This is a genomic window from Pseudomonas sp. RIT409 (genome assembly GCF_003052515.2).
Classification (GTDB): Bacteria; Pseudomonadota; Gammaproteobacteria; order Pseudomonadales; family Pseudomonadaceae; genus Aquipseudomonas.
Genome location: NZ_QARE02000010.1, coordinates 128557 through 151861 on the forward strand (window position 1 = coordinate 128557; position 23305 = coordinate 151861).

21 protein-coding genes and 1 pseudogene are annotated in these 23305 nt (G+C 61.4%); 10 read left to right on the forward strand and 12 right to left on the reverse strand.

The genetic code is table 11. The features are described from left to right. Window positions 1-87: 87 nt before the first annotated feature. Window positions 88-804 (forward strand): annotated as a pseudogene (locus DBP26_RS27460) (CatB-related O-acetyltransferase); the annotation flags it as partial. A gap of 129 nt (window positions 805-933) precedes the next feature. Here the strand turns inward: DBP26_RS27460 and DBP26_RS14650 are convergent. Together DBP26_RS14650 and deoC are read right to left on the reverse strand one after the other, a co-directional pair. Beyond that, window positions 934-1887 (reverse strand): alpha/beta hydrolase, encoded by a 954-nt coding sequence (locus tag DBP26_RS14650; protein ID WP_177411060.1) that lies wholly within the window; start codon window positions 1885-1887, stop codon window positions 934-936. A gap of 203 nt (window positions 1888-2090) precedes the next feature. Further along, a complete protein-coding gene (deoC, locus tag DBP26_RS14655; protein WP_108238416.1) occupies window positions 2091-2771 on the reverse strand; it encodes a deoxyribose-phosphate aldolase in 681 nt (226 codons plus the stop codon). A 133-nt stretch (window positions 2772-2904) separates the two neighbouring features. Between deoC and deoR the strand changes: the two genes are divergently transcribed. Continuing rightward, window positions 2905-3675, forward strand: coding sequence for a DNA-binding transcriptional repressor DeoR (deoR, locus tag DBP26_RS14660; protein ID WP_177411061.1), 771 nt, complete (start codon window positions 2905-2907; stop codon window positions 3673-3675). A 380-nt stretch (window positions 3676-4055) separates the two neighbouring features. Here the strand turns inward: deoR and DBP26_RS14665 are convergent, their stop codons facing one another. The 6 genes from DBP26_RS14665 to DBP26_RS14690 all read right to left on the reverse strand — a co-directional run bounded on the left by DBP26_RS14665 (window position 4056) and on the right by DBP26_RS14690 (window position 10743). After that, window positions 4056-5126, reverse strand: a complete 1071-nt coding sequence (locus tag DBP26_RS14665; RefSeq protein ID WP_108238417.1) for an aldose 1-epimerase family protein — start codon at window positions 5124-5126, stop codon at window positions 4056-4058. Next, window positions 5123-6454: an L-fucose:H+ symporter permease gene (gene fucP, locus DBP26_RS14670; protein WP_108238418.1), complete on the reverse strand. Its 1332-nt coding sequence runs from the start codon at window positions 6452-6454 to the stop codon at window positions 5123-5125. The genes DBP26_RS14665 and fucP overlap by 4 nt, the downstream gene beginning before the upstream one ends. Window positions 6455-6535: 81 nt before the next feature. After that, entirely contained in the window at window positions 6536-7456 is a 921-nt protein-coding gene (gene rbsK / locus DBP26_RS14675; RefSeq protein ID WP_108238419.1) for a ribokinase, read from the reverse strand. A gap of 296 nt (window positions 7457-7752) precedes the next feature. Beyond that, a complete protein-coding gene (locus DBP26_RS14680) occupies window positions 7753-8703 on the reverse strand; it encodes a DUF979 domain-containing protein (protein ID WP_108238420.1) in 951 nt (316 codons plus the stop codon). Continuing rightward, entirely contained in the window at window positions 8700-9428 is a 729-nt protein-coding gene (locus DBP26_RS14685; RefSeq protein ID WP_108238421.1) for a DUF969 domain-containing protein, read from the reverse strand. The genes DBP26_RS14680 and DBP26_RS14685 overlap by 4 nt, the downstream gene beginning before the upstream one ends. Before the next feature lie 79 nt (window positions 9429-9507). Beyond that, window positions 9508-10743: an OprD family porin gene (locus tag DBP26_RS14690; protein WP_108238422.1), complete on the reverse strand. Its 1236-nt coding sequence runs from the start codon at window positions 10741-10743 to the stop codon at window positions 9508-9510. Window positions 10744-11277: 534 nt separating this feature from the next. Between DBP26_RS14690 and DBP26_RS14695 the strand changes: the two genes are divergently transcribed. From DBP26_RS14695 to DBP26_RS14710, 4 genes are all read left to right on the forward strand, one after another. Further along, on the forward strand, window positions 11278-12303 hold the full coding sequence (locus DBP26_RS14695) for an AraC family transcriptional regulator (protein ID WP_158541441.1): 1026 nt from the start codon (window positions 11278-11280) through the stop codon (window positions 12301-12303). A gap of 162 nt (window positions 12304-12465) precedes the next feature. Then, on the forward strand, window positions 12466-14094 hold the full coding sequence (locus tag DBP26_RS14700) for a methyl-accepting chemotaxis protein (protein WP_108238479.1): 1629 nt from the start codon (window positions 12466-12468) through the stop codon (window positions 14092-14094). A 14-nt stretch (window positions 14095-14108) separates the two neighbouring features. After that, complete coding sequence (locus DBP26_RS14705) at window positions 14109-14327, forward strand: hypothetical protein (protein WP_108238424.1); 219 nt, start codon at window positions 14109-14111, stop codon at window positions 14325-14327. Between the two features lie 178 nt (window positions 14328-14505). After that, window positions 14506-15432, forward strand: a complete 927-nt coding sequence (locus tag DBP26_RS14710) for a LysR family transcriptional regulator (protein WP_108238425.1) — start codon at window positions 14506-14508, stop codon at window positions 15430-15432. A gap of 70 nt (window positions 15433-15502) precedes the next feature. On the opposite strand, the gene DBP26_RS14715 is transcribed toward DBP26_RS14710, so the two are convergent. After that, window positions 15503-16390, reverse strand: a complete 888-nt coding sequence (locus DBP26_RS14715; protein ID WP_108238426.1) for a LysR family transcriptional regulator — start codon at window positions 16388-16390, stop codon at window positions 15503-15505. Between the two features lie 108 nt (window positions 16391-16498). Here DBP26_RS14715 and DBP26_RS14720 point away from each other — a divergent pair, with 108 nt between their 5' ends. Then, complete coding sequence (locus DBP26_RS14720; protein ID WP_108238427.1) at window positions 16499-16975, forward strand: multidrug/biocide efflux PACE transporter; 477 nt, start codon at window positions 16499-16501, stop codon at window positions 16973-16975. A 30-nt stretch (window positions 16976-17005) separates the two neighbouring features. Here DBP26_RS14720 and DBP26_RS14725 read toward each other — a convergent pair whose 3' ends face one another. After that, window positions 17006-17881 carry an alpha/beta hydrolase gene (locus DBP26_RS14725; RefSeq protein ID WP_108238428.1) on the reverse strand — a complete coding sequence of 292 codons (876 nt, stop codon included), beginning with the start codon at window positions 17879-17881 and terminating at the stop codon, window positions 17006-17008. 237 nt (window positions 17882-18118) lie between these two features. Here DBP26_RS14725 and DBP26_RS14730 point away from each other — a divergent pair, with 237 nt between their 5' ends. Then, complete coding sequence (locus DBP26_RS14730) at window positions 18119-18553, forward strand: carboxymuconolactone decarboxylase family protein (protein WP_108238429.1); 435 nt, start codon at window positions 18119-18121, stop codon at window positions 18551-18553. Window positions 18554-18604: 51 nt separating this feature from the next. Here DBP26_RS14730 and DBP26_RS14735 read toward each other — a convergent pair whose 3' ends face one another. Together DBP26_RS14735 and DBP26_RS14740 are read right to left on the reverse strand one after the other, a co-directional pair. Next, window positions 18605-19756, reverse strand: a complete 1152-nt coding sequence (locus tag DBP26_RS14735) for an MFS transporter (protein WP_108238430.1) — start codon at window positions 19754-19756, stop codon at window positions 18605-18607. Between the two features lie 190 nt (window positions 19757-19946). Further along, window positions 19947-20588 (reverse strand): HD domain-containing protein, encoded by a 642-nt coding sequence (locus DBP26_RS14740; RefSeq protein ID WP_108238480.1) that lies wholly within the window; start codon window positions 20586-20588, stop codon window positions 19947-19949. Between the two features lie 263 nt (window positions 20589-20851). Here DBP26_RS14740 and rarD point away from each other — a divergent pair, with 263 nt between their 5' ends. Continuing rightward, on the forward strand, window positions 20852-21736 hold the full coding sequence (gene rarD, locus DBP26_RS14745) for an EamA family transporter RarD (RefSeq protein ID WP_108238431.1): 885 nt from the start codon (window positions 20852-20854) through the stop codon (window positions 21734-21736). 155 nt (window positions 21737-21891) lie between these two features. Beyond that, window positions 21892-23274 (forward strand): oxygen-independent coproporphyrinogen III oxidase, encoded by a 1383-nt coding sequence (gene hemN / locus DBP26_RS14750; protein ID WP_108238432.1) that lies wholly within the window; start codon window positions 21892-21894, stop codon window positions 23272-23274. Window positions 23275-23305 lie beyond the last annotated feature (31 nt).

A 23305-nucleotide genomic window follows, 5' to 3' on the forward strand; every position in this document is an offset into this window, starting at 1 on the left:
GTGCGACCATCTGACCGTCATTCCAAACAACAACAATGCGCTCGGCCAATCAATTGGCACGAGGCTCCGACCAGGAATGTTGGACTCATGAATTACTTCCGCCGCCTGTGGCTGGACCGCCAGCTGAAACGCGCCCTCGCTCGCAACAAATGCCGACTGGACAGTGGCATCCGGGGCTTGCGAAACGACCTGCAGTTGACCCTCGAATACGGCGTCAAACTGCATCAGGTCAAGATCAATGCGCGAACGCTGCGCATTGGTGCTTACACCGACATCGTCAGCGGCACGGAATTGCAAGATGTCTCGCACATCGGCCGCTACTGCTCCATTGCCCGCAACGTCACCCTCGGACAAAACCGCAAATCGCACCCCTTGAACTGGCTGAGCACTCACAGTGCACTGGCTGCGCAGCGCCACGGCCACTGCGGGGCGCCGCTGACGACTGAACCGACCCGGCAGACCGTGATCGGACACGACGTATGGATCGGCATGGACGCGCTGATCCTGGAGGGCGTAACCATTGGCACCGGTGCTGTCATCGGCGCCCGATCCCTGGTGACCCGCGATGTGCCTCCCTATGCGGTGGTCACCGGCTCCCCCGCTCGCGTGCAGCGCTATCGCTTCGAGCCGGCCGTCATCGAAGGCCTGCTGGCCAGCCAATGGTGGAACCTGCCGCCAGAACACTTGGCCAGGTTGCCCCTGGAAGATCCCGAAAAACTGCTGGAAGCGTTGCAAGGTGTCGTGGTCCCGGACCGCGATCCGGGGTCGGTAACGGTGTGCAACAAGCCGTTCAGCGTGACGCATCGCCACGCAGATCCGGCTGAAGCGGCTGCCCAGACAACGGCGCGTAGTCCCGCGCGGGCGGACCGGCCGGGCCTTGTATCACTGCTGACAGCAGCCACCGCTCGAAAATGAATGGACACCGGCATGGGGTCATCCGGGTTGCTTGAGGTCGTTCGCCGGGGCTGCGGTCGCATGCACCGACGGCGCCTTCGCCTCGAGCAACGCCTGAATCGCCTGTCGGTACGCCTGCTTGCCCAGGTTCATGCTGTTGTTGTGGTTGCCGCCGGGCACCATCAATAGCCGCTTCGGCTCCTGGGCGGCCTCGAACAGCGCCTCGCTGAAGCGCGGCGAAACGAATTGATCGGCGCTGCCATGGACGATCAACACCGGCATGCGGATGTCGGCGATCTTGTCGATGGAGTCGAACTTCTGCGAGACCAGCCAGCGCACCGGCAGTGAAGTCCGGGTGCTGGCAACCGATGCCGCGACGTCGGCCAGGTTGGTGAACGTCGACTCGACGATCAATCCCCGCGCCTGGACCGGCTCATCGCGCTTCTGCGCATCCCGCCCGAGCTCAGCGGCCAGGTCCACCGCCACGGCGCCGCCCAGTGAATGGCCGTAAATCAAGCGCTTGGCAGGATCGGGTTGCAGGTGTTCGAGGCGTTCCCAGGCGATGCGCGCGTCTTCGTAGACAGAGGCTTCCGACGGCAGTTGCCCCTTGCTTTGCCCAAAACCTCGGTAGTCGATGGCCAGTACGGAAAAGCCCAGTGCATGCAACTGCTCGATGCGGAAAAACTGTCCGGTCAGGTTCCAGCGCGAGCCATGCAAGTAAAGGATGGCGGAGGCGTCTTTCTGTTCCGCTGGCCACCACCAGGCGTGGATGTTCTGCGTGACGCCAAACGAGGGGGCCCGCAGTTCGAGCTCCTGCACGTCAGTCGGAATGCCGTGATACCAACTGGCCGTGCCCGGCTCGATCATGAAGATGAGTTCGCGCTCTTTGTGCTGCAGCGCCGCGCAGCCCACGGGCAGGCCTACGACAATCAACAGCATGCACGACCAGAAAAGCCAGCGCGCCTTCAAACGCGCGAGGGAAAGTTGCGGCATAGGGGCGTCCGGAGCAGAAACAATGACCCCGGCAGTGTGCCATTCATTGCCGCGGAAGATGAGTGCCTTCTGCCGGAAGAAATGAATCGTCGGCCCCCCGCCCACAGCAACACGGGGGGCGGGCAAGCGCTCGGCCCACCGAGAGCGGGCCTGTGGTCAATCAGTCAGCGGTGTCCCGCAACTGAATGACACAATAAAACGACTCAGTAGCCCGAAGCTGGCGCGGTGGCGCCACTGACGATGGCAATCCCCGAACTGGTGCCCAGCCGCGTGGCACCGGCCTCGATCATCGCCACGGCGGTGGCGTAGTCCCGAACGCCACCTGAAGCCTTGACGCCGACATCGGCGCCCACGACCTTGCGCATGAGCGCCACGTCCTCGAGCGTTGCCCCGCCACGGCTGAATCCGGTGGACGTCTTGACGAATGCAACCCCCAGTTCACGGCAGATTTCACAGGCCGCGACCTTCTGTGCGTCATCCAGCAGGCAGGTTTCCAGAATCACTTTCAGAGGGACCGCTGCGCACGCGTGTTTGACAGCGGCGATGTCATCGCGCACCACGTCCAGCAGGCCGTCCTTCAGCGCTCCGACATTCAGCACCATGTCGATTTCACCCGCGCCGGCGGCCACAGCCTGCTGCGCTTCGAACGCCTTGGTGTCACTCAACCCTGCGCCCAGCGGGAACCCGACGACCGCACACACCTTCACCGCCTGACCTTTGAGCAGCGATGCCGCATAGGGCACCTGTCCAGAGTTCACGCACACCGAATAGAATCCATTCTCCTGCGCCTCACGGCAAAGCGCAGCAATCTGGGCGCGAGAAGCGTCAGCGGCCAGCAAGGTGTGGTCGATGTACTGCGCGAGGGCGGCGGGTTCGATCTTCATTGACTCATTCCTTCAAGAGCAGCGATTAGCGGTAAGCTTCGAGCGGCACGCGAGGATGATTCGCCCGTCACCCCATAGTGTTTGAAATATAACATATTGTGTTAATTTTACATCAATTCAATCGACAACCGGGATGACCGTGGACAACAAGAAATCCGACCGCATCAAATTGATTCAGCAAGCCCTGCAGGACCAGAAAGCCATTCACCTGCGTGAAATGGCAGCGCTGCTGGATGTCTCGGAAATGACCCTGCGGCGCGATCTGAGCCGGCACCCAGAGAAATTCCATTTGCTGGGCGGGCACATCACCCTGGCATTCGATCCCTCCGAAGCCAACGATTACAAAGTCACCGAGCAAGGCACACGACACGTCGAGGAAAAGCGTCGTATCGGCAAGTTGGCGGCGGCGTTCATCAAGCCGGGGGATACGGTCTTCTTCGACTGTGGCACAACCCTCCCCTTCGTCATCGATTTCATCCCGGACGAGATGGAGTTCACCGCCGTGTGCAACTCCTTGAACGTCTTGCTCAAACTCCAACAGAAACCCAACTGCAACATCGTGTTGTGCGGCGGCAGCTTCCACCGCAAGAATCAGGTCTTCGAACACCACAGCGAGGCGAGCATCCTGGACGGCATTCGCCTGACATGGGCATTCGTTTCAGCGGCTGGAGTCAGCGACCAGTTTGGTGTCACTTGCTTCAACTTCAACGAGGTCGAGGTCAAGCAAAAGGTCCTGCGTCAGGCATGCCACTGCATGTTGCTGGCCGACCACTCCAAGTTCGACGCTGTGCGCACGGCGCATTTCGCTACGCTGGATGCTTTTCATGTAGTGGTCAGCGACAAGAAAGTGCCCAAGGTGTATCGCGACTTGATCCAGGGCTACGGGGCGCAGTTGGTGGTGTGACCCTGCCGTATATCCATCTATAGGAGCGCGCTTGCCCGCGATAGGGTCTATCGGGACCGAATGGGCAAGCTGGACACAACCCCGTCGCGGGCAAGCGCGCTCCTACAAGGCGCCGGGTATCGTTAGTCAGAATGCGGGCCGACCTGTAGGAGCGCCAGGCTACGTTAGGCAGGATGCGGGCCGACCTGTAGGAGCGCCCCGCTACGTTAGGCAGGATGCGGGGCGACCTGTAGGAGCGCGCTTGCCCGCGACAGGGTCTATCGGTACCGAATAGGCCAGCTGACATAACCACGTCGCGAGCAAGCGCGCTCCTACAAGGCGCTGGACATCGTCGGAATGCGGGGCAATCTGTGGGAGCGAATTCATTCGCGACGAGGCCATCAGCGTTTCAATTCACCCATCAGTTGCCCCACCTCCCCAGCCGCCAGATACCCTGTTCTCACACTGAACGACACGCGCTCCCCGGCCGCCAATTCCCGCACGTTGCCTTTGGCCTTTTCCGCCCGATACCCTTCCGGCTCGCAGGTCGCGGGCAGCACGAACGCGGCCACCTGCTGATCGGCGTTGTGCAGAATCCAGCGCGCCGCGTGATCGAACTGCTGCGGTTTATAGCGGGTGTAAAACGCGGCGCCGTTCTCATGGGTGAGCAGGAAATGCGCGTCACCGTTGGCATCCGCCTTGACCTCGTCGAAGAAGCAGACGATCTCCGGGTCGTACCACTCAGGGGTATTCAACACCTGCAAACGCGAAGGATCTTCCGTCAACTCCGCCATGTAAGCCGACCACGCGGGTGTCGGTTTCACGTGGGCCGGCACACTGCTGCGCACCCTGGTCTTTTCAATACCCAACGGCTCGACAAACCGTCCGTTGGCGACGTACGCGTAGTTCATGTGCGCCATGTACATCAGCGCCATTGGCTTGCCCGCCAGGTTCTGCACGTCCATGCCGATGTCGAACAACGCCGAGCCCGGACGCACTGTCACGCTCGGGCGGGCGCGGTAGTGATCGCCGAAACCCATCACGTATTCACACTCGCCGCCGAGGCGCAGAAACGCCCCACTCGCGTCTGACCCGATTTCCAGCCAGGCGATGTCCATCGGCGCGCAAGGCATTTCGCCGTGCAGTGGATGATCGTCCTCCGGCGTCGGGCAGCCGTTGCGCAGAAGCCCGCTGTGGAACATGAAGCAGCCGTAGGTGCCGATGACCGTCGGGGTCGGGCGCGGCTGGTCGAACATGTTGCGCATGGTCAGGTCGCAGCCGTCGAACACCGCCGACCAGATCATCTGCCCCTGATAGGGCAACACCACCACACGGCCGCGATTGTTCTCCAACGCCAGCGCCTTCACGCCACTGGGGTAGGTCCAGATCAGCACACGAAAGTCGGCAGACGCCAGCAGCGTTTTTTCAACGCCGCTGAACAGCTCGGGATACAGAGAGATGATCGTGCTCATGAAGCGGTCACCGCACCGACCGGCGCCGTTTCGCTGCGCGGATCACGCAGGCATTTGATCGCGTAGGCGACGATCACCACGAAGCACAGCAGCGGCACGCTGTAGGCGATTTGCATGTTGCCATGGGTCGCATCGGACAGCAGGCCCTGGAAGATCGGCATCACCCCGCCGCCGACGATGCTCATCACCAGCAGCGAGCCGCCAACCCCCGTGTCTTCGCCCAGGCCGTCGATGGTCAGGCCGTAAATGGTCGGCCAGCAGGGGCCGAGGAAAATGCTCACGCCCACCGCCGCGTAAACGGCGCTGATGTTCGGCACCAGGATGGTGTAGGCCAGCAGCACGATGGTCAGCACCCCGTAAATCGCCAGCACTTTGGCCGGGTGCATTTTGCGCATCAACAGGTTAGCGATCATCTTGCCGACGAAGTACGCCGCGAAGGTGGTCAGCAGGAACCACGACGCGCTGCGCTCGTTCATGCCGCCCATCTGCATGGCCAGACGAATGGTGAAACTCCAAACCCCCACTTGCGCCCCGACGTAAAGAAACTGCGCCAGCACTCCAAAGGTGAAACGCGGGTTACGCCACAGGCGAGACAGGCTTTGCGCCACGCTGCTTTTCTTGGCGATGTCCTTGAGGTTGCCTTTGCACGCCGGGAACCGGGTGAAGGCGATCAGTACGAACATCAGGATCAGCACCGCGATCATCCATTTGTACGGCAGGAGCGTCGACTGGATCATCTCCAACTGCTGAATCGCCGCCTCGGACGCACTCATCTGAGTCAGTTGTTCGCGGCTGGCGTCGGTGTCCTTGAACATCACGAAGCTGCCCACGTACACCCCGGCCATGGCGCCGAATGGGTGGAACGTCTGTGAGATGTTCAGGCGACGAGTGCCGGTTTCACGAGGGCCCATCAGAGTCGAGTAGGTGTTGCAAGCCGTTTCAAGAAACGACAGCCCCGCGGCGATGACGAAAAGCGCCATCAGGAACATGCCGTATTTGGCCATCGACGCCGCGGGGAAGAACAGCGAGCAGCCCACCATGTACAGCAGCAGGCCGATGAGGATGGTGGTCTTGTAGCTGAAACGTCTGACGACCATGGCCGCCGGTATCGCTACGAAGAAGTAGCCCAGATAAAACGCCGACTGCACGAATGCCGTCTGGAAATCGCTGAGCAGGAAGGCTTTCTTGAAATGCGCGATCAGCACGTCGTTCATGCTCGCCGCCGCTGCCCACAGCGCGAAGCAGCAGCACAGCAGGATAAAGGCGAACCACGGCGTGCGGTTCAGGTAGAACCCGTCCGGGGAATGTTGGAGCGCGGGCTTTGTCATTGTTGTTCTCCGTGAAGTGCAGAAAGACCTCACCCCGTCGGCCACCAACGTCCGGCCAGAGTGCGGCGGCTCATGAATGGCTTACAGGGCGTCGAGAAAACGTGCGAACCCGTCGGCGTCCGGGTACGAACTCTGCGTGCCTCGCCCGGTGACCGAGCACGCGGAATAGGCCACGGCTTGCGTCATCGCGTGGCGCATGTCGCCGTCCTCGCTCCAGTGACGCGCGAAGCAGCCGATGAAAGCGTCACCGGCACCCGTGGTGTCGCGGGCATCCACCTTGAGACCCTCGACGCGGAACTCGCCCTCCTCGCCCACGTACAGCGCCCCCTTGTCGCCCAGCGTCACGATGACGTGGCGAATGCCGTCCCGCGTCAATTGCAGTGCTGCCGCCCTCGCCGCTTCGAGGGAGTCGATCACCTCGCCGGTGATCAGAGCCAACTCGGTTTCATTGGGGATCAGGAAGTCGAGTTTCAGCAGGTGTTCGCGGCTCAGGCCTTTGACGGCGGGCGCAGGGTTGAGCAAGACCGGAATGCCGTTCGCCTTGGCAAAGTCGATGGCGTAGTAAACGGTCTCCAAGGCGATTTCGAGTTGCAACACGATCAGCGAGCAGTCGCGCAACGCGGCGTGCGCGGCGTCGATATCCGCGGGCTTGAGGTGGGCGTTGGCACCTTTGACGATGAGGATGCTGTTGTGGGAATCGTGCTGCACGAAGATGGGCGCCACGCCGCTGGAAACGCCGGGCACACGCTGGACGAACAGCGTATCGATGCCATGGCGCTGGAAATTGGCGAGGGTGTTGTCGGCGAAAGCATCGTCACCGACCTTGCTCAACATCAGCACGTCGGCCCCCAGTTTGGCCGCTGCCACCGCCTGATTGGCACCCTTGCCGCCGCATCCCATGGCGAAATCCGGTGCTTCCAGCGTCTCGCCCTGGACCGGCATCCGATCGACGTAGGTGATCAGGTCCACCATGTTGCTGCCAATGACCGCGATCTTTTTCATGTGTCGTTACCTTGTGCACGTTCTGACGACCTGAAACCCAATCGCCCGAGCGCTATTATTTCTGTTATTTAAATAACAATTATTGTGACTATTCAACCTCTTTTTTCTGAAAGCGGTCAGCCTCGCAATGCAAAGCGGGTCAGGCATCGCTGCCTGACCCGCTAAAGATCCGGAGATAGAGAGGTTTGCCTCGTCGAAAAGCTAAGACCACCGGCGGTCGCAATCGTTTGCGATGGGGATTTCGTCACCGCTGCACGTGGGCGTTCGGAACTTCACTTTCCCTCTCGTGGGCGCATTTACATCAAGCCATAGAGCAGCGCGATGTTCGCCACCAGCATCGCCAGCGCAGTGGGTACCTGCGCCTTGATCACCGCATATTTGTCCGGCAGTTCCAACAGCGCTGCCGGAATGAGGTTGTAATTCGCCGCCATTGGCGTCATCAGCGTGCCGCAGTAACCGGAAAACATACCGATAGCCGCCATCACCGCAGGGTTGGCCCCGTACATGCCCACCAGCACCGGTACGCCGATACCGCCGGTCATCACCGGAAACGCCGCGAATCCGTTGCCCATGACGACGGTGAAAAGCGCCATCCCGAGCACATACACCATCACGGCGATCAGCCGAATATCCAAGTTGATGTACGCGGTCGCCAGATGCGCCACCGCTTTGCCGACGCCGGCGTCGTTAAAGACCAGCCCCAGCATCGCCAGCATTTGTGGGAGCACGAGCGCCCAGCCCAAGGCTTCGGTCAGGCGGCGGGACTCGCGCATGGCCTGGACCGGGGTGTCGCGGGTGAGCCAACAAGCCAGTGCCAGCGCCACCAGGCTGCCGATGCCCAACGACACGAAGGTGCTGTTGGCCGGATCCAGCAGATAGACGTCGCCAAACTTGATGGCCTTCAGCCCCACCGCGCCCACCACCGTCACCAGCGGAATGGCCAGTGCGGGGACGAACAACCTGTTCCTCAAGCGCCCTGCACTTTCGCGTCGCGCCGCGTCCGGGAGGTTATCGTGGCGACCGAATCCGACACCGCCTAATCCCGCGATCAACGCCATGAGGAGCACCCCGGCGCCCACCCAGACAGCGGGCAGGCGCTCGCCGATCAAAAAAGCAGTCGCGAACAGCCCCCAAAAAAGCCCGGTGGTCCAGCGCTTGGGGTTGCTGCGATCTGCGGCTGTCATCAAGGCCGTGATCGCCAGGATCAGGCCGGCCAGCCAGTACAGGTATTGAATGGACAGGATCATGACGACACTTCCTCAGACGTGGCGGATGGGTGTGGCAGCGCCTTGAGTTCGCGATTCAGGCGTTGGTCGAAGCGGTGCAAGCGGATGCTGTGGATCACGAACGCGCACAGCGCTGTCGGGATGCCCCAGAAGGCAATGTGCATAGGGTCCACGTCGATACCTGATCCCAGCAGGAACGTGTGCATCAGGGCGATCGCGCCAAAGGCCACGAAGATGTCTTCGCCAAAAAACAGCCCCACGTTGTCGGTGGCGGCACACAGGGACAACAGCTTGACGCGCAGGGCGTCGGGCAACTTGCCGAAGCGCGATTCGGCTGCACCTTCCGCCATCGGTGCGAGCAGCGGACGAACCATCTGCGGATGCCCGCCCAGGCTGGTCAAGCCCAACGCCGCCGTGCTCTCCCGCACGAACAGATAAGCGATCAGCAGCCGCCCGGCAGTGAGTCGGGTGAACCGTGTGACCCAGTTCTGGGCGTGCAGCCGCAAGCCATGTCGCTCCAGCAAACCGATGACGGCCAGCGGCAGCAAAATGATCAGCGGCAAGGTGCGGGTCTTGATGAAGCCGGTACCGATGGTGGCGAGGATGGTTTCCAGCGGCATGCTCGCCGCAAGGCCCGTGGCCAGTGCCGCCAGCGCGACCACCAGCATGGGATTGAAACGCAGGACGAAGCCCAACACGATGACGAGCACGCCGAGCAGCGGCCAGAGGTTGATAGCGGTTTGCATGATGAATCTCTCGAGGTTATGGGCCGCGTGAGGACTGGACAGCCCACGCGAAATGGAGAGGGTTGGGCGGCGCCGGCTTTTACCAAAGCGGGACGGTGTAGCTCACGATCAACCGGTTCTCGTCCAGGTCATTGCCAAAGTTCGAGCGCACCGTCGCGTTGCGCCATTTGACGCCCAGGTTCTTCAGCGCCCCGCTTTGCACCACATACCCGATGTCCGTGTTGCGTTCCCACTCCTTGCCCTCGCCGCCTGCCGCACGTTCGACGTTGTCGCCCGACACATACCGGCTCATGAACGTCAGGCCGGGCAGCCCCAACGCCGCGAAATCGTAGTCATAGCGCAACTGCCAGGAGCGCTCCCGGGCATTGGCGAAATCACCGATCTGAATGAAGTTGACCAGATAGGGATCACTGCCCGCGATGTACGGAAAGGGGTCATCGCCGTTCATTCGCTGGTAGCCGACGCCAAAGGCATGTGCGGTGAGTCGGTAGGTGAACATTGACCCGAATGCCGTGTTGTCCAGGGCGCGGAAAGATCCGTCCTCGCGACTGCTGGCGTAGCGGATGTCCGATTTCAGGCTCTGGCCCGTGCCGAGGGGCAATACATGAATCAGCCCGCCGTAGTACTGCTGATAGACGTTTTCCAGTTGCCCATAGTGAGCGCTCAGCGTCAGTTGCGGCGTGACCTGATAATCACCTCCGCCGAAATTGAAACTGTTGCTGGTGCCGCCGATGCGATTGCCGGTCATCTCGGTGAAGTCACTCGAGCTGTTGGCCTTGATGCGGTCGATATGGCCTGCGTTCAACGTGAGGCCGGCCAGTTCCTGTGAGGTCAGCAGCCCACCGCGAAAGGTTTGCGGCAACAGGCGGGTGTCGTTGGCGTTGATCACCGGGTCCTTGAAAAACAACGAGCCAACCTTCAGCTCGGTTTTCGAGGCTTTCATCTTGGCGGTCAGCCCCAACTTGGCGTAGTCGTCCTGGGAGCCACCGGATGAGCGGTCCGCAGGCAGCAAGCCGGTGCCCGCCGTGCCGTCACCCGAATCGAGCTTCAACCCCACCATGCCCAACGCGTCCAGCCCAACGCCTACAGTGCCTGCGGTGTATCCCGATCGCAGACGCAGCAGAAGCCCTTGGGCCCATTCCTCCGCCTTGTCGCGAGCACCCTCCTGACGGAAGTCACGATTGAAGTAGAAATTGCGGCCTTCCAGTTCGCCTTTGCTGTCGGCAACGAAATCGGCGTGGGCGGTGATGCCCTGTGTCAGCGTGACGCTGCCAAAGATCAATGCACAGACGTATTTCTGATTGTTATGGGTCATTGAAGCCTCTTCCCGTGAGCGCGCAGCGGTGTCGACCGACTGCTTGGCAGAGCGCAGCTAATGAATGAGGTCGGGCGCCTGAACACCGCGACCCTGAAGGCTTGGCGCGTGGATTGCATCGGTGTCTACCGACGCGGCGTCGTGCCTTTCTCGTGTCGCCGAGCATCTTTCGGCAGACCGCTGCATGCCGTCCAACGGGAAAAAACCGCTATGCCCTATAAGAAAATCTGTTCAGCACCGTTCATCGTCTCCCCTTCATTTGGAGGGCAATGAGTGACGCGATAATCATATTCACTTTACACTTGCTATCCATTCGCTAGTGTAGGGGCCGGAAACTAGGACTCGCTGTAGAGGGATGGCCAGTAGTTGGTTCCAGATCCGGCTTATATCGACCGCTAAATGTATCTTTCAGGGAGCGCATGACCTCTTCGATTCACCACGCAACTTTCCTTCTTAAATCCTGAGCAATCAGTCAACAAACCAGGCCTTATAACAACACCGTCACCGGCCGACCGATCACGATACGGAATGACCATGCAGAGTATCTCTCCGGTTTTCGCGCAAGCGTTTATCGACGCTATTTGTCACGTCGAAAAAGGTGTTGAGCACCATCTTGTTCATTCGCCGGAGCAGGCGCATGAGTTGCCGCCGCCTCCCCATGTACCGATGAACGAGCTCACCGAATTCTTTTCCCGCGCGCACCTGCAGACTGGCAACGAGGATATCGGTCTGCTGGCGTATCACAGCGCGCACCCCGGGCACCTGGGGGTCTTGGGCTACGCGATCATGTCGTGCCCAACGCTGCACGACGCGCTGGCCCGGATCGCCGAGCACCACACCCTGATCGGCAGCGGCTTCAGCCTGTTCCTGGACGTTCACCCGACGGCGATGAAGATTGCCGGATTGTCCACCAGCCCATGCAACACGGCGCTGCCGCGGGCTTTCATCGACGCGGTGGCCGCCCTCACGCTTGGCTTGCTGCACTGGCTGGCGCCCAAGGCTCGTATCGAGCCGATCCAGGCCGAATTCAGCTACCGCGAACCCACAGACAAGCGTCAACTGGAGCGACTGTTCGGCACCAACCTGAAGTTTTCCGCCCCGGTCACATCGCTGACCTTCCGCCGCTGCGATGGCGAATTGCCGGTGGCGACCTTCGACCCGTCACTGCAGCAGATCCATGACGAATACCTGCGACGACGCCATCGCGAATGGCAAGCGGCGGTGATCACGACACGCCTCAGGCAGCTCATCCTCCAGTACTTGCTCCAGGGCAAGACGCTGGCGCTCGAAGAGGTGGCTCAAGGCATGGAGATGTCTGCGCATCAGTTATCCCGCGCATTGGAAAAAGAAGGTCAGCGTTTTCATAAAGTGCTGGACGAGGTACGCCAGCAACACAGTCGTCATTTGCTTCTAAATACCGATCTGAGTCTGAAACAAGTGGCTTACTGCATCGGATTCAAAAACCAGAGCGCCTTCAATAAAGCCTGTGAGCGATGGTTTTCGATGTCGCCGGGAAGTTATCGGATCGAACGAGGGATCTCCCCGTCCGGTACCCAATGAAACGCGGTTCAAGTTCCATCTAGAACGGATCACTGGCGCCTTTATTGTTATCCGCAAGCTGTTTTCGTTTGTCCCCGAGGTGACGCCCCGGTTAAAACCTACCGCTTACACGGTAAAACCCCGTGACGGGACTTGCCGTTCACTGGGGACGAACATTCAATGATGCTCAGACGTTTCAAATTCGCCACACGTATTCGACTGTGCTTTGCACTGGTGATCCTCGCGCTGATCGGGGTGGGTGCCTTTGCCATGTATCAAGCCAAAATGATTCGTCAGGCGAGTCTGGTGATCGAACAAGATGCCCTGCCGGGCATTGCCTTTGGCGATGACATCATTCTCGCGGTGGCCAAGGCGCGCTTGAGCACCCTGCGCTTGCTGGTCTCGACCAACGAAGCGGCACTGGCCAAGAACTATCAACTGCTGATGGACGACATCCGCGACTTCAAGACCGCGCAAGATACCTACCGTCCGTTGATTTCCACCGAGCACGAGGGGCAGATCTTCAACCGTGTCGGCACGCTGTTCGATCAGTATCGAGCGGGCGCGCTCAAGGTGCATGATGAACTGGCGCAAGGCCACGCGACGCAGGCGCAGGCATTCATCGAAAACGAGCTGACCACCCTCGCGCAGCAGATGAGTGATGCGCTGGGCGAACTGGAGCGTATGAATGACGCCTCTCAACAGGCCGCCAGTGAGTCGGGAGCCGCGGCTTACCGGATGTCACTGCAGGTCACGCTGGGAGTGATCATTGTGGTCACACTGGGTGCAGCGCTCATCGCACACAGTTTGACGCGCAGCATCGCTCAGCCCGTGTCCCAGGCGCTGACGTTTGCCGAACAGATTGCGCAGGGCGATCTGCGGGCGACGTCAGTGCACATCGAAGAGCAGGATGAGGCGGCTCAATTGTTGCGAGCGGTGGTCGTCATGCGCGACAACCTCAGCGGCACGCTGTCGGGTGTCTACCACGCCGCAGCGCAGCTTTCCGCCGCTGCGGAGGAACTCAGTGCGCTGGTCAACAGCAGTAACACCGATCTGCAAGCCCAGAACAGCGAAATCGAGCAGGCTGCCACCGCCATCACCGAGATGAGCCAGGCCGTCGACGAAGTCGCGCGCAATGCCTTGAGCACGTCCGATGAGTCCAGAAGTTCGTTGCACCTGGCCCAGGACGGCCAGCAGGAACTCAACGCCACGCTGGGCGCGATCACCCGCTTGGACAGCAGCGTCAGCGGCGCTTCCGAGCGTGCCGGTGTGCTGGCGAGCAACACGCTCGAAATCAGCAAAGTACTTGAGGTGATTCGCTCCGTTGCCGAGCAGACCAACCTGTTGGCGCTCAACGCTGCCATCGAAGCGGCGCGTGCAGGCGAAGCCGGTCGCGGCTTTGCCGTAGTCGCTGATGAGGTGCGCTCGCTGGCCCATCGCACCAGCACTTCGACGATGGACATCGAGCGCATGATTGGCCACATCCAGAGTGGCACCCGCGAAACCGTCACAGCCTTGACCGACAGTGCGACCCAGGCTGCTCAGACGCGGGAACAGGCGGTGTCCGCCAACGCGGCGCTGCAGGGCATCACCACCTCGGTGAACCGCATCGATGAGCGCAACACCCTGATCGCCACTGCGTGCGAGCAACAAGCGCTGGTGGCCAAGGACGTGGATCGCAGCATCATCCGCATTCGCGACCTCTCCATGCAGTCCTCGGTGCGCGCCGACCAGACCCGGGCGGCGAGCGAAGAACTGGCACAGATCGCGGTGGCGCTCAAACAGCGTCTCGACGGCTTTACCTTCCAATGACACGGAACGCTGCGATGGAACCAATCGACGAATTGACTCAAAGCCTGACCAGCCTGCTGGAGAGCATTGCCGGATCCCGGCACGATCTGGACATTCATGGCCAGAAGACCCTGCTCGAAGCCCTACGCCAACTGCTCAAAGCCACCGAGGAACTGAACCTGAGGATGCAGGACATCGTCCGTCAGCAACATCAGGCACAGCGCTCCCGACCTGCGCTACGCCTGGTGAAATAGCTGCTCGCACGGATTTGATCGGGCGTCCAACAAATAAAACCGTGGCGCCCGATCAGAATTTCCATTGTTTCACTGGCATGTAACCTGCTTTTTCCCTGACTGATGATCGCCGTTCGCGGTGGGCTCTTCGGCCCCCTGCCCCGTTCGGCACCGCTCAATCGCTCAAGGAAAACGCTCGGTGAACCTCAAGTTTCTGGAAACCTTTGTCTGGGTCGCTCGGCTGAAAAGCTTCCGGCTCACGGCAGAGAAGCTGTTCAGCACCCAGGCGTCTATCTCCAGCCGGATCGCCGCGCTGGAGGACGAAATGGGCGTGAGGCTGTTCGTCCGCGACTCCAAGGGCGTCTCCCTGACCACCGAGGGTGTGCGGGTGTTGGAGTACGCCGAACACATCATGGACACGATGCAAAGCATGAAAGCGGCGATCAATGACCCCACCCAAGTGCGCGGCAGGATCCGCATCGGCGCCATGGATACGGTGATACACACTTGGCTCAGCCCGCTGGTAACACGGCTGATGAAGTGTTACCCGAACCTGGAAATCGAGCTGACCGCCGAGACCGCCAGCAATCTGTGCATGCAACTGGAAAAGGGCTATCAAGACATCATTTTCCAGACCGACGTGCTGCGCTTCGACGCCGTGCGCAATGCGCGATTGGCGCGCTATCCCCTGCAATGGGTCGTGCCCGCCGGGTCGACGTTCGACCGCGCCGACGTGACGCTCGAGGAAATCGCCCAGGCGCGTATCGTGACCTTCTCACGCAACTCCCGGCCGCATCAGGACATCCTTAACATGCTACACACCGCCGACATCATCACACCGCGCATCAATTGCGTGAACTCGGCATCGGCCATCACCCGTTTGGTGCGTGACGGCTTCGGCATCGGCGCCTTGCCGGTCGCCTTGGTCCGTGGCGAATTGGCGCAAGGGGTACTGACCCTGATCGACAACGTGCCACTGCCGCCGCAGATGGATATCGTCGCCAGTTGGCGCACGGGCGCCGGAATGGAACGGGTGGAGGACATCGTCAGCCTGACCCGCGAGGTGGTCAGTGAATACGCGCAGGAAATGCCCGACGGCTTTGTGCTGGAAGGGGGTGATGATTGAAGTGGCGGCCCGCCGCGAAACCAGCTTCCATCGGCTGCGCAGCCGTCCCATGGCCTGGGTGCTCCGCTGCTCAGTAGTCCCCCCGCCCTTCCAGCAAGGTGTCCAGCAACCACGCCGCAGCAGGGCCCGGGCTTTTTTGCCGCGACCAGATCACGTCGACCGCCGAACTGCGCGGCCAGCCGGGGACCTGCAACTCTTTCAAGCGGCCCTGGGCGTAACTTCGCACCAGCCAGCGCGGCAGAGCCGACCACCCAAAACCGAAAACGGCCATGTCCATCAACAACAGGTAATTGGGCGCTGACCAAGTCCGTTGCGCCCCCTCTGGCAGGTCATCGGTGGTGACGCACTCGTCAAGGAGCGTGTTCAGCCGCAACGCGCGATGCTTGGCCAGTTGCCGATAATCCACCTGCGGCTCGCCGGCCAACGGATGCCCATGGGAAACGAACAAGCCAAAGTCCGCGCGCTCGACGATCGTCGCATAGCCGATTTCCGGGGGGTAACCGGGTTGCGCGGACAACAGCCCCAGCGTGGCGCGCCCGGTCTGAATCAGGTTGATCGCATCGCCGTGTTCGGCGAATACGCACTCCAGCTCAATGTCGGGAAAACGCTGATCGAGCTCGGTCATGCGCGCTTCGAATTCGGCGAATTGGTTGGCATCCGAGAGCACCAGGGTCAAGCGCGACTCGACGCCCTCCACCAACCGGCCTGCCGCCCGCCGCAATTTGTCGGAGGACACCAGCACATCGGTGATACGGTCTTCCAGCGCCCTGCCCGCCTCCGTCAGGGTCGGCTGCTTCGACGAACGATCGAACAGGGTGACACCCAAGTCGATCTCCAGCCGGGAAATCGCTTCGCTGATGGTCGACTGACTCTTGCCGAGCCGTCGGGCCGCCGCACTGAACGACCCGAGGGCGACGACTTGGGCAAAGGCTTCGAGCGCCTCCGGTGAATAGCTCATGAGAGATCCTTGGCAGGTCCATCGGTTTTTCCGATGGTAACGATTTTCACTGTAGCCGACTGCACCGCGACAATGCAGCCCTGCCCAGCCAAACAGTGAATCCGACCCATGCCCGTGCACTCAACCGAGACACCGACGACGCCCACCAAGTCGCTCAAAGAGCGCGCCTTCCATGCCGCGCTGTTTGAACTCATCGGCGTGCTGCTGTTCGCGCCTGCCCTGGCCTGGGTCTTCGATCAGCCACTGGGCAAGATGGGCGCGATGACGGTCATGATTTCCACCCTTGCGATGCTGTGGAACATGGTGTTCAACGCCAGCTTCGATCGCTTGCGCGCCCGGCTCGGGTTTCCAATGACCGTGAAGGTACGGGCGCTGCATGCCATCGCGTTCGAAGCCGGGCTGGTGGTCGCCGTTGTGCCGCTCGCTGCCTGGTGGCTTTCGATCAGTTTGCTGGAGGCGTTCATGCTGGATATCGGGCTGCTGCTGTCGTTCCTGCCGTACACGATGGTGTTCAACCTGGTGTACGACAAGGTGCGGGAGCGGTTGCTGGCCAGAAGAATGCTGGGCCCGGATACCTGTCGATGATCGCCCCCGTGCAAGGCGTGACCTCGCTGCTCACACCAGAAAGGGCAGCACTTCGGCCAGTAACGCGTCAGGAATCTCCTCTGCCAGGTAATGGCCGCCCGGCAGCGCCTTGCCCTGTACATCGCTGGCGACCTGTCGCCACTCCTTGAGCGGGTCGAAGCATTGGCCCACCGTGCCTTCCGCGCCCCACAGCACCAGCAAAGGCAGTTGCAGGTGGTGACCGGCAGCAAGGTCGGCGCGGTCGTGATCCAGATCGATGCTGGCGCTGGCGCGGTAGTCTTCGCAGACGCCACGCGCGGCGCCTGGCAAGCGGGCACAGCGCACATATTCGGCAAAGGCCTGATCGGTGAATGGGGTAAGCCCCGCACTGCGTGTGCCCATGACGCTGCGCACGTACTGCTCGGGGTTGGCCTCGAGCAAGGTTTCAGGCAGCGGCGCCGGGCGAATCAGGAAGAACCAGTGCCAATACGCTCGGGCGAAAGCCTCGTTGGTCTGGCTGTACATGGCCAGCGTGGGCGCGATGTCGAGCAAGGCCATGCGCGTGACGGCCTGCTCATGGTCCAGCGCCAGCCGGTGCGCGACCCGGGCGCCCCGGTCATGGGCCAGGATCGAAAAGGTCGGCAGGCCCAGCTCGCGCATCAGCGCCACCATGTCACGCCCCATTTCACGCTTGGAATAACTGGAATGGTCGTCGGTGGCCAAGGGCTTGTCGCTGTCTCCGTAACCACGCAAGTCCGCCGCCACCACCGTGAAGTGCTGACTGAGACGCTCGGCGATCTTGTGCCAGATGACGTGGGTCTGGGGATGCCCGTGCAGCAGCAACAGACCAGGGCCATGGCCACCGATGCGGTAGGCAATCCGCACGCCATTGACCAGGCGCAGGTCTTTCTGGAATCCGGCAAACATGGGTCACTCCTTATGATTGTTGGCCACATGCTAAAGCGATGAGCCTGAGCGGCAAGGCGCGAAACGTGGCGACGGCGTTCATGAAACGTGTTGGCTCGCATGCGCGCCATGGGGGGACGGACGGGCAATTGGTCTCCCGTAATCCCGTGCCATTGGCTATTCGGCGCGCCGCCCGCCCAGCGTAAGGTAGCGCCACGTCAAACGACATTTCCTACCTTTTTGAATGGAGTGAACCCCATGAACGCACGCATCGCCTGGGCACAGAAATCACCGGAAGCCTACAAAGCCATGGTAGGCCTGGAGACCGCCTTGGCCCGCACCGGCCTCGACCACTCACTCATGGAACTGATCCGCCTGCGCGCCTCGCAACTCAACGGCTGTGCCTATTGCGTCAACATGCACGCCAACGACGCGCGCAAGGCCGGCGAAACGGAAACCCGCTTGCAGACCCTGAGCGTCTGGGCAGAAACCCCCTTCTTCGATGCCAAGGAAAAGGCAGTACTCGCCTGGGTCGAAAGCCTCACGCAACTGTCGACCCATCACGCGCCTCAGGATCAGTATGAAGCGCTGCTGGAGCACTACAGCGAAGCGGAGGTGGTCAACATCACCCTGGCCATCGCCACCATCAACGCATGGAACCGGTTTGGCGTCGGGTTCGCAATGGTCCCCTAGCAGCATCGGCACGCTGCAGCAGGTGCGCGTCGCCGGCTTGCAGCAGGCCGGTCACACCCGCAAGAACCGCCCGCTGAGAGCCACCCCCAGCAGCATGACGGCCAGGATCATGAATGCCACGTCTAGGCTGCTCAGGTGGGCAACGAAACCGATACCGGCCGGCCCCATGAGGATACCGAGGTACCCCAACGTGGTAATGGCCGGGACGGCAACGTTCTCGGGCATGGTCTTCTGGCGCCCGACCGCGCTGTAGAACACCGGAACGATATTGGAACAACCGATCCCGACCAGCGCGTACCCGAGCAACGCCACTTGCCAATGGGCAACCAGCGTGGCGACGGCCATGCCCGCTGCCGCACAGAAACCACCGAACAGGATGATCCGATGGGGCCCCAACCGCCGGACAATCGGGTCGCCGCCCAATCGGCCAAGGGTCATCGCCAAGGCGAACACTGCGTAGCCAAAGCCCGCATAGGACGGTTCGACGCCGCGTTGTGCACTCAGGAAAACGGCACTCCAATCCAGCATCGCGCCTTCGGTCAGGAAGACCGTGAAACACAGCAGGCCAATGAACAGCACCACGCCCTGGGGGATCGCGAACACCGGACCGCCCGCCTCGCTGCCGTAGCCGAGCAGGTGGGGATAGGCCTTATAAAGCGCAACGCCGATCAGCAGCGACACCAGCACCATGGTCAGCCACGGCCAGACACCGACGCTCAGCAAAGCCGAAACGCCCGCAGCGCCTGCAATGCCCCCGCAACTGAACAGGCCATGGAAGCCCGACATCATGGTCTTGCCACTGGCCCGCTCGACGATGATCGCCTGGAAGTTGATCACACAGTCCAGCACACCCATGCTCGCACCGAACACAAAGAGTGTCGCCACCATCAACGGCAATGTGGTCACCGTCGCCAGCAGCGGAAGGCACAGGCAGGCCAGACAGCCGACCCACAGAATCATGCGTCGGCAGCCGTAGCGTACGGTCAATGCGCCCGCCAGGGGCATGGAAAGGATCGAGCCGATCCCCAGACACAGCAACAGCAAGCCAAGGCTGGCATCATCCAGTGCCAGCCGTGCTTTGGCATAAGGCACCAGCGGTGCCCAGGCGGAAAGGCTGAAACCGGCGATGAAAAACGCCACGCGGGTGGAATACTGCTCCAGCCGCCCCGGCACGACCGGCGCCGCGGTGCCAATGGAAGTCATTGCCGCTCCCTTTACTTGCATGCCGCTCCTCATGAGCGGGCAAAAAGGCAGCGTAACAAAGGTTGGCGAGATGCCGAAGCGGGAAAGTCGAGAAGGATGCCCTCACAAAGGCCTCAGCTTCTGCCCGCCAACCTGGCCGGCAAGGCTGCGACCGACCCACAGCCGGTCGCGATGCCCCCCCGTGTACCCTTCAAGCCTTCCAGGGCGACTTGCGAATGATCTCGACGAAGTTCAGCGGCTTGAACGAGGGCTCTTCATCGACCAGTACGTCGGCGTTGACCGTGCCGAACGTGGTATCCGGTTTATGGCGAAAACCGTTGGCGAAGGCGCAGAGGATGCACTCCTTGAAGGCCTCGCCACGGGGGTGTGCATGGGTCACCACCTCGCGCTGCTGATCACTGAACTGGTGGTAGTTGATGCCCAGTACATCCATTTCCACGCCTGCAGTGACCAGGGCCACGTTCGGTCGCAAATGCTCGGGAACACCTGGCGTGGTGTGCAGCGCAATGGACAACCAGATCTGCTCCAAGTCCCCTTCTGACAAGCCGAACGACTGGGCGAAAGTGCGCGCGGCGTTGGCGCCGTCGACCTCGAAACGCAGGTCGGGGCTGCTGTGTTTCTTGACCAGCCCCAAGTCGTGGAACATGGCGCCGACGTACAGCTGCTCGGCGTCGTACTTCAGGCCTTTGCGCTCGCCGGTCAACGCGCCCCACAGAAACACACGGCGGGAGTGGTTGAACAGCAGATCGTCTTCTTCGTCACGGATATAGTCGGTGGTGGCGCGAGCCAGGGCACTGTCCGGGATGTTGATGCCGGCGATGGCTTGGGTCATGGCGTATTCCTCGGTGGGTCGCGTCGGGTCGGCGCGTTGAGGACAAGTGTCGAGCAGGGGCATTGTTCGCTCAATCGGCACGCGGTCTCGTTCTCTGCCAAACGTGCATCGTTTACTGCCAGCCGGAGTCGGGTTTAACAGAACACAGCCCAACGCCGGACCGGCCTTGCGTTAAACTGCGCGCGCCTCGCCAGCGGGCCGCCAGAGCACGCGGTGGGCCTCGAACCTCACTGATCAATATCGAACCGAACCAAGGAGCCCCTGTGTACAAGGGTGTTGCGCTATCGGTCATGGCCTCCTGCCTCTTCGCGGTCATGTACTACTACACCTCATGGATGAAACCCTTGAGTGGAGAAGAAATTTTCGGCTGGCGCATGTTGCTCACCTTGCCCTGCGTGACCGCTTTCATGCTTTCCAGCGGCGACTGGAGGCGGGTCCGGGCGTTGGGCGCGCGCATTCGCCAGACGCCCGCGCTGCTCGGCGCGATGGCGTTGTCGGCGAGCTTGCTGGGGGTGCAGTTGTGGCTGTTTCTGTGGGCGCCGCTCCACGGGCGCAGCCTTGAGGTCTCCCTGGGCTACTTCCTCTTGCCTCTGACCATGATCCTCACCGGGCGCGTGGTGTACGGCGAGCGGCTGTCCCATTTGCAGAAAATCGCGGCCTGCTGCGCGTTGGTGGGCGTCGGCAACGAGCTGCTGCGCTTGGGCACCTTTTCCTGGGAGACGCTGCTGGTCTGTCTCGGTTATCCGCTGTATTTCATCCTGCGACGCCGATGCCAGACCGATCACCTCGGCGGCCTGTGGTGGGATATGCTGTTGATTCTGCCGGCGGCGTTGCTGTTCATCGTCAAGGGTGATCCCGGCATCGTCGAAGCGCAGCCGCGCTTTTACCTGTTGATCCCGATTCTCGGCGCTATCAGCGCGCTGGCGCTGGTCAGTTACATCCTCGCCAGCCGCCTGCTGGCGTTCAGCGTGTTCGGGCTGCTCAGCTACGTCGAGCCGGTGTTATTGGTGGGTGTGGCCCTGTTGCTGGGCGAAACCATCGGCCGGGACGAGTGGATGACCTACCTGCCGATCTGGCTGGGCGTCATGGTGCTGATGGCCGAAGGTGTCCGGCATGTGCTGGCGCAGAAGCGACGGAACGGGCTGTAAGCAGAACGTGGGCGCGCACTGGATGCCCCGATCGAGCGTCGCAGCCTCCAGATGAAGAAGCGTCGATGCCCTCGGCGGCATTGACGCAGATCAATAGTCGTCAGTTGCGAGGTGGGTAGACTGCCTTTACCGCCCACCTTTCCGGGAACCCCCGCATGCTCGACGACCTCCGTTGGGACTTTGACCTCATCCGCCGCCACGACCTGACCGGGCCGCGCTACACGTCCTACCCCACCGCTGTGCAATTTCACCCTCAGGTGGGCGCCTTCGATCTTCTGCACGCCTTGCGCGAGAGCCGCAAAGCGGATCGGCCCCTGTCGCTGTACGTGCACATCCCGTTCTGCGCCAACATTTGCTATTACTGCGCCTGCAACAAGGTCATCACCAAGGATCGAGGCCGGGCGCAGGTCTACCTCCAGCGCCTGGAACAGGAAATCCAGATGATCGCCGGCCACGTCGGCAAGGGGCAGGTGGTGGAGCAACTGCATTTCGGCGGCGGCACCCCCACCTTCTTGAGCCATGTCGAGCTGCGCCAGTTGATGGGCCACCTGCGCAAGCATTTCACGCTGCTCGATGCGCATTCCGGCGACTACAGCATCGAAATCGACCCACGCGAGGCGGACTGGTCGACCATGGGCCTGCTGCGGGAGCTGGGTTTCAATCGCGTGAGCCTGGGCGTGCAGGATCTGGACCCGCTGGTGCAACGGGCCATCAATCGCCTGCAAAGCCTGGCCGAAACCCGGGCCATCATCGAAGCCGCCCGCACTTTGCAGTTTCGTTCGGTCAACATCGACCTGATCTACGGTCTGCCCCTGCAAACGCCGGAAGGCTTTGCTCGCACGGTGGACGAGGTCATTGCCCTGCAGCCCGATCGGCTGTCGGTATTCAATTACGCGCACTTGCCGGAGCGCTTCATGCCACAGCGGCGTATCGATAGTGCGCAACTGCCGAACGCCGAGCACAAGCTGGAAATGCTGCAGCGGACCATCGAGCAATTGACCGGCGCGGGGTATCGCTACATCGGGATGGATCACTTCGCGTTGCCCGACGACGATCTGGCGATCGCCCAGGAAGAAGGCACGCTGCAGCGCAACTTCCAGGGCTACACCACCCATGGGCACTGCGACCTGATCGGGCTGGGTGTGTCGGCCATCAGTCAGGTCAGCGACCTCTACGCTCAGAACAGCAGTGACCTGACCGATTATCAAAACGTGATCGGCACCGATCAGCTGGCCACGAAACGGGGGTTGATGTGCACCCTCGACGATCGTATCCGGCGCACCGTGATCTCCCGATTGATCTGCCATTTCGCGCTGGACTTCGCACCGATCGAAGCCGCCTTTGGCATCGTCTTCCGCGATTACTTCAACGAGGCCTGGCCGAAGTTGCTGACCATGGCCAAAGACGGGCTCATTCAGCTGGATGCCCAGGGCATCCGCGTGACGCCTGCCGGGCGCCTGCTGGTGCGCTCGGTGTGCATGGCATTCGACGCTTATCTCGACTTACAAAACCGTCAGCGCTTTTCCCGAGTCATCTAGGGAATACCCGCAAAGACGGCAGGAATCAATT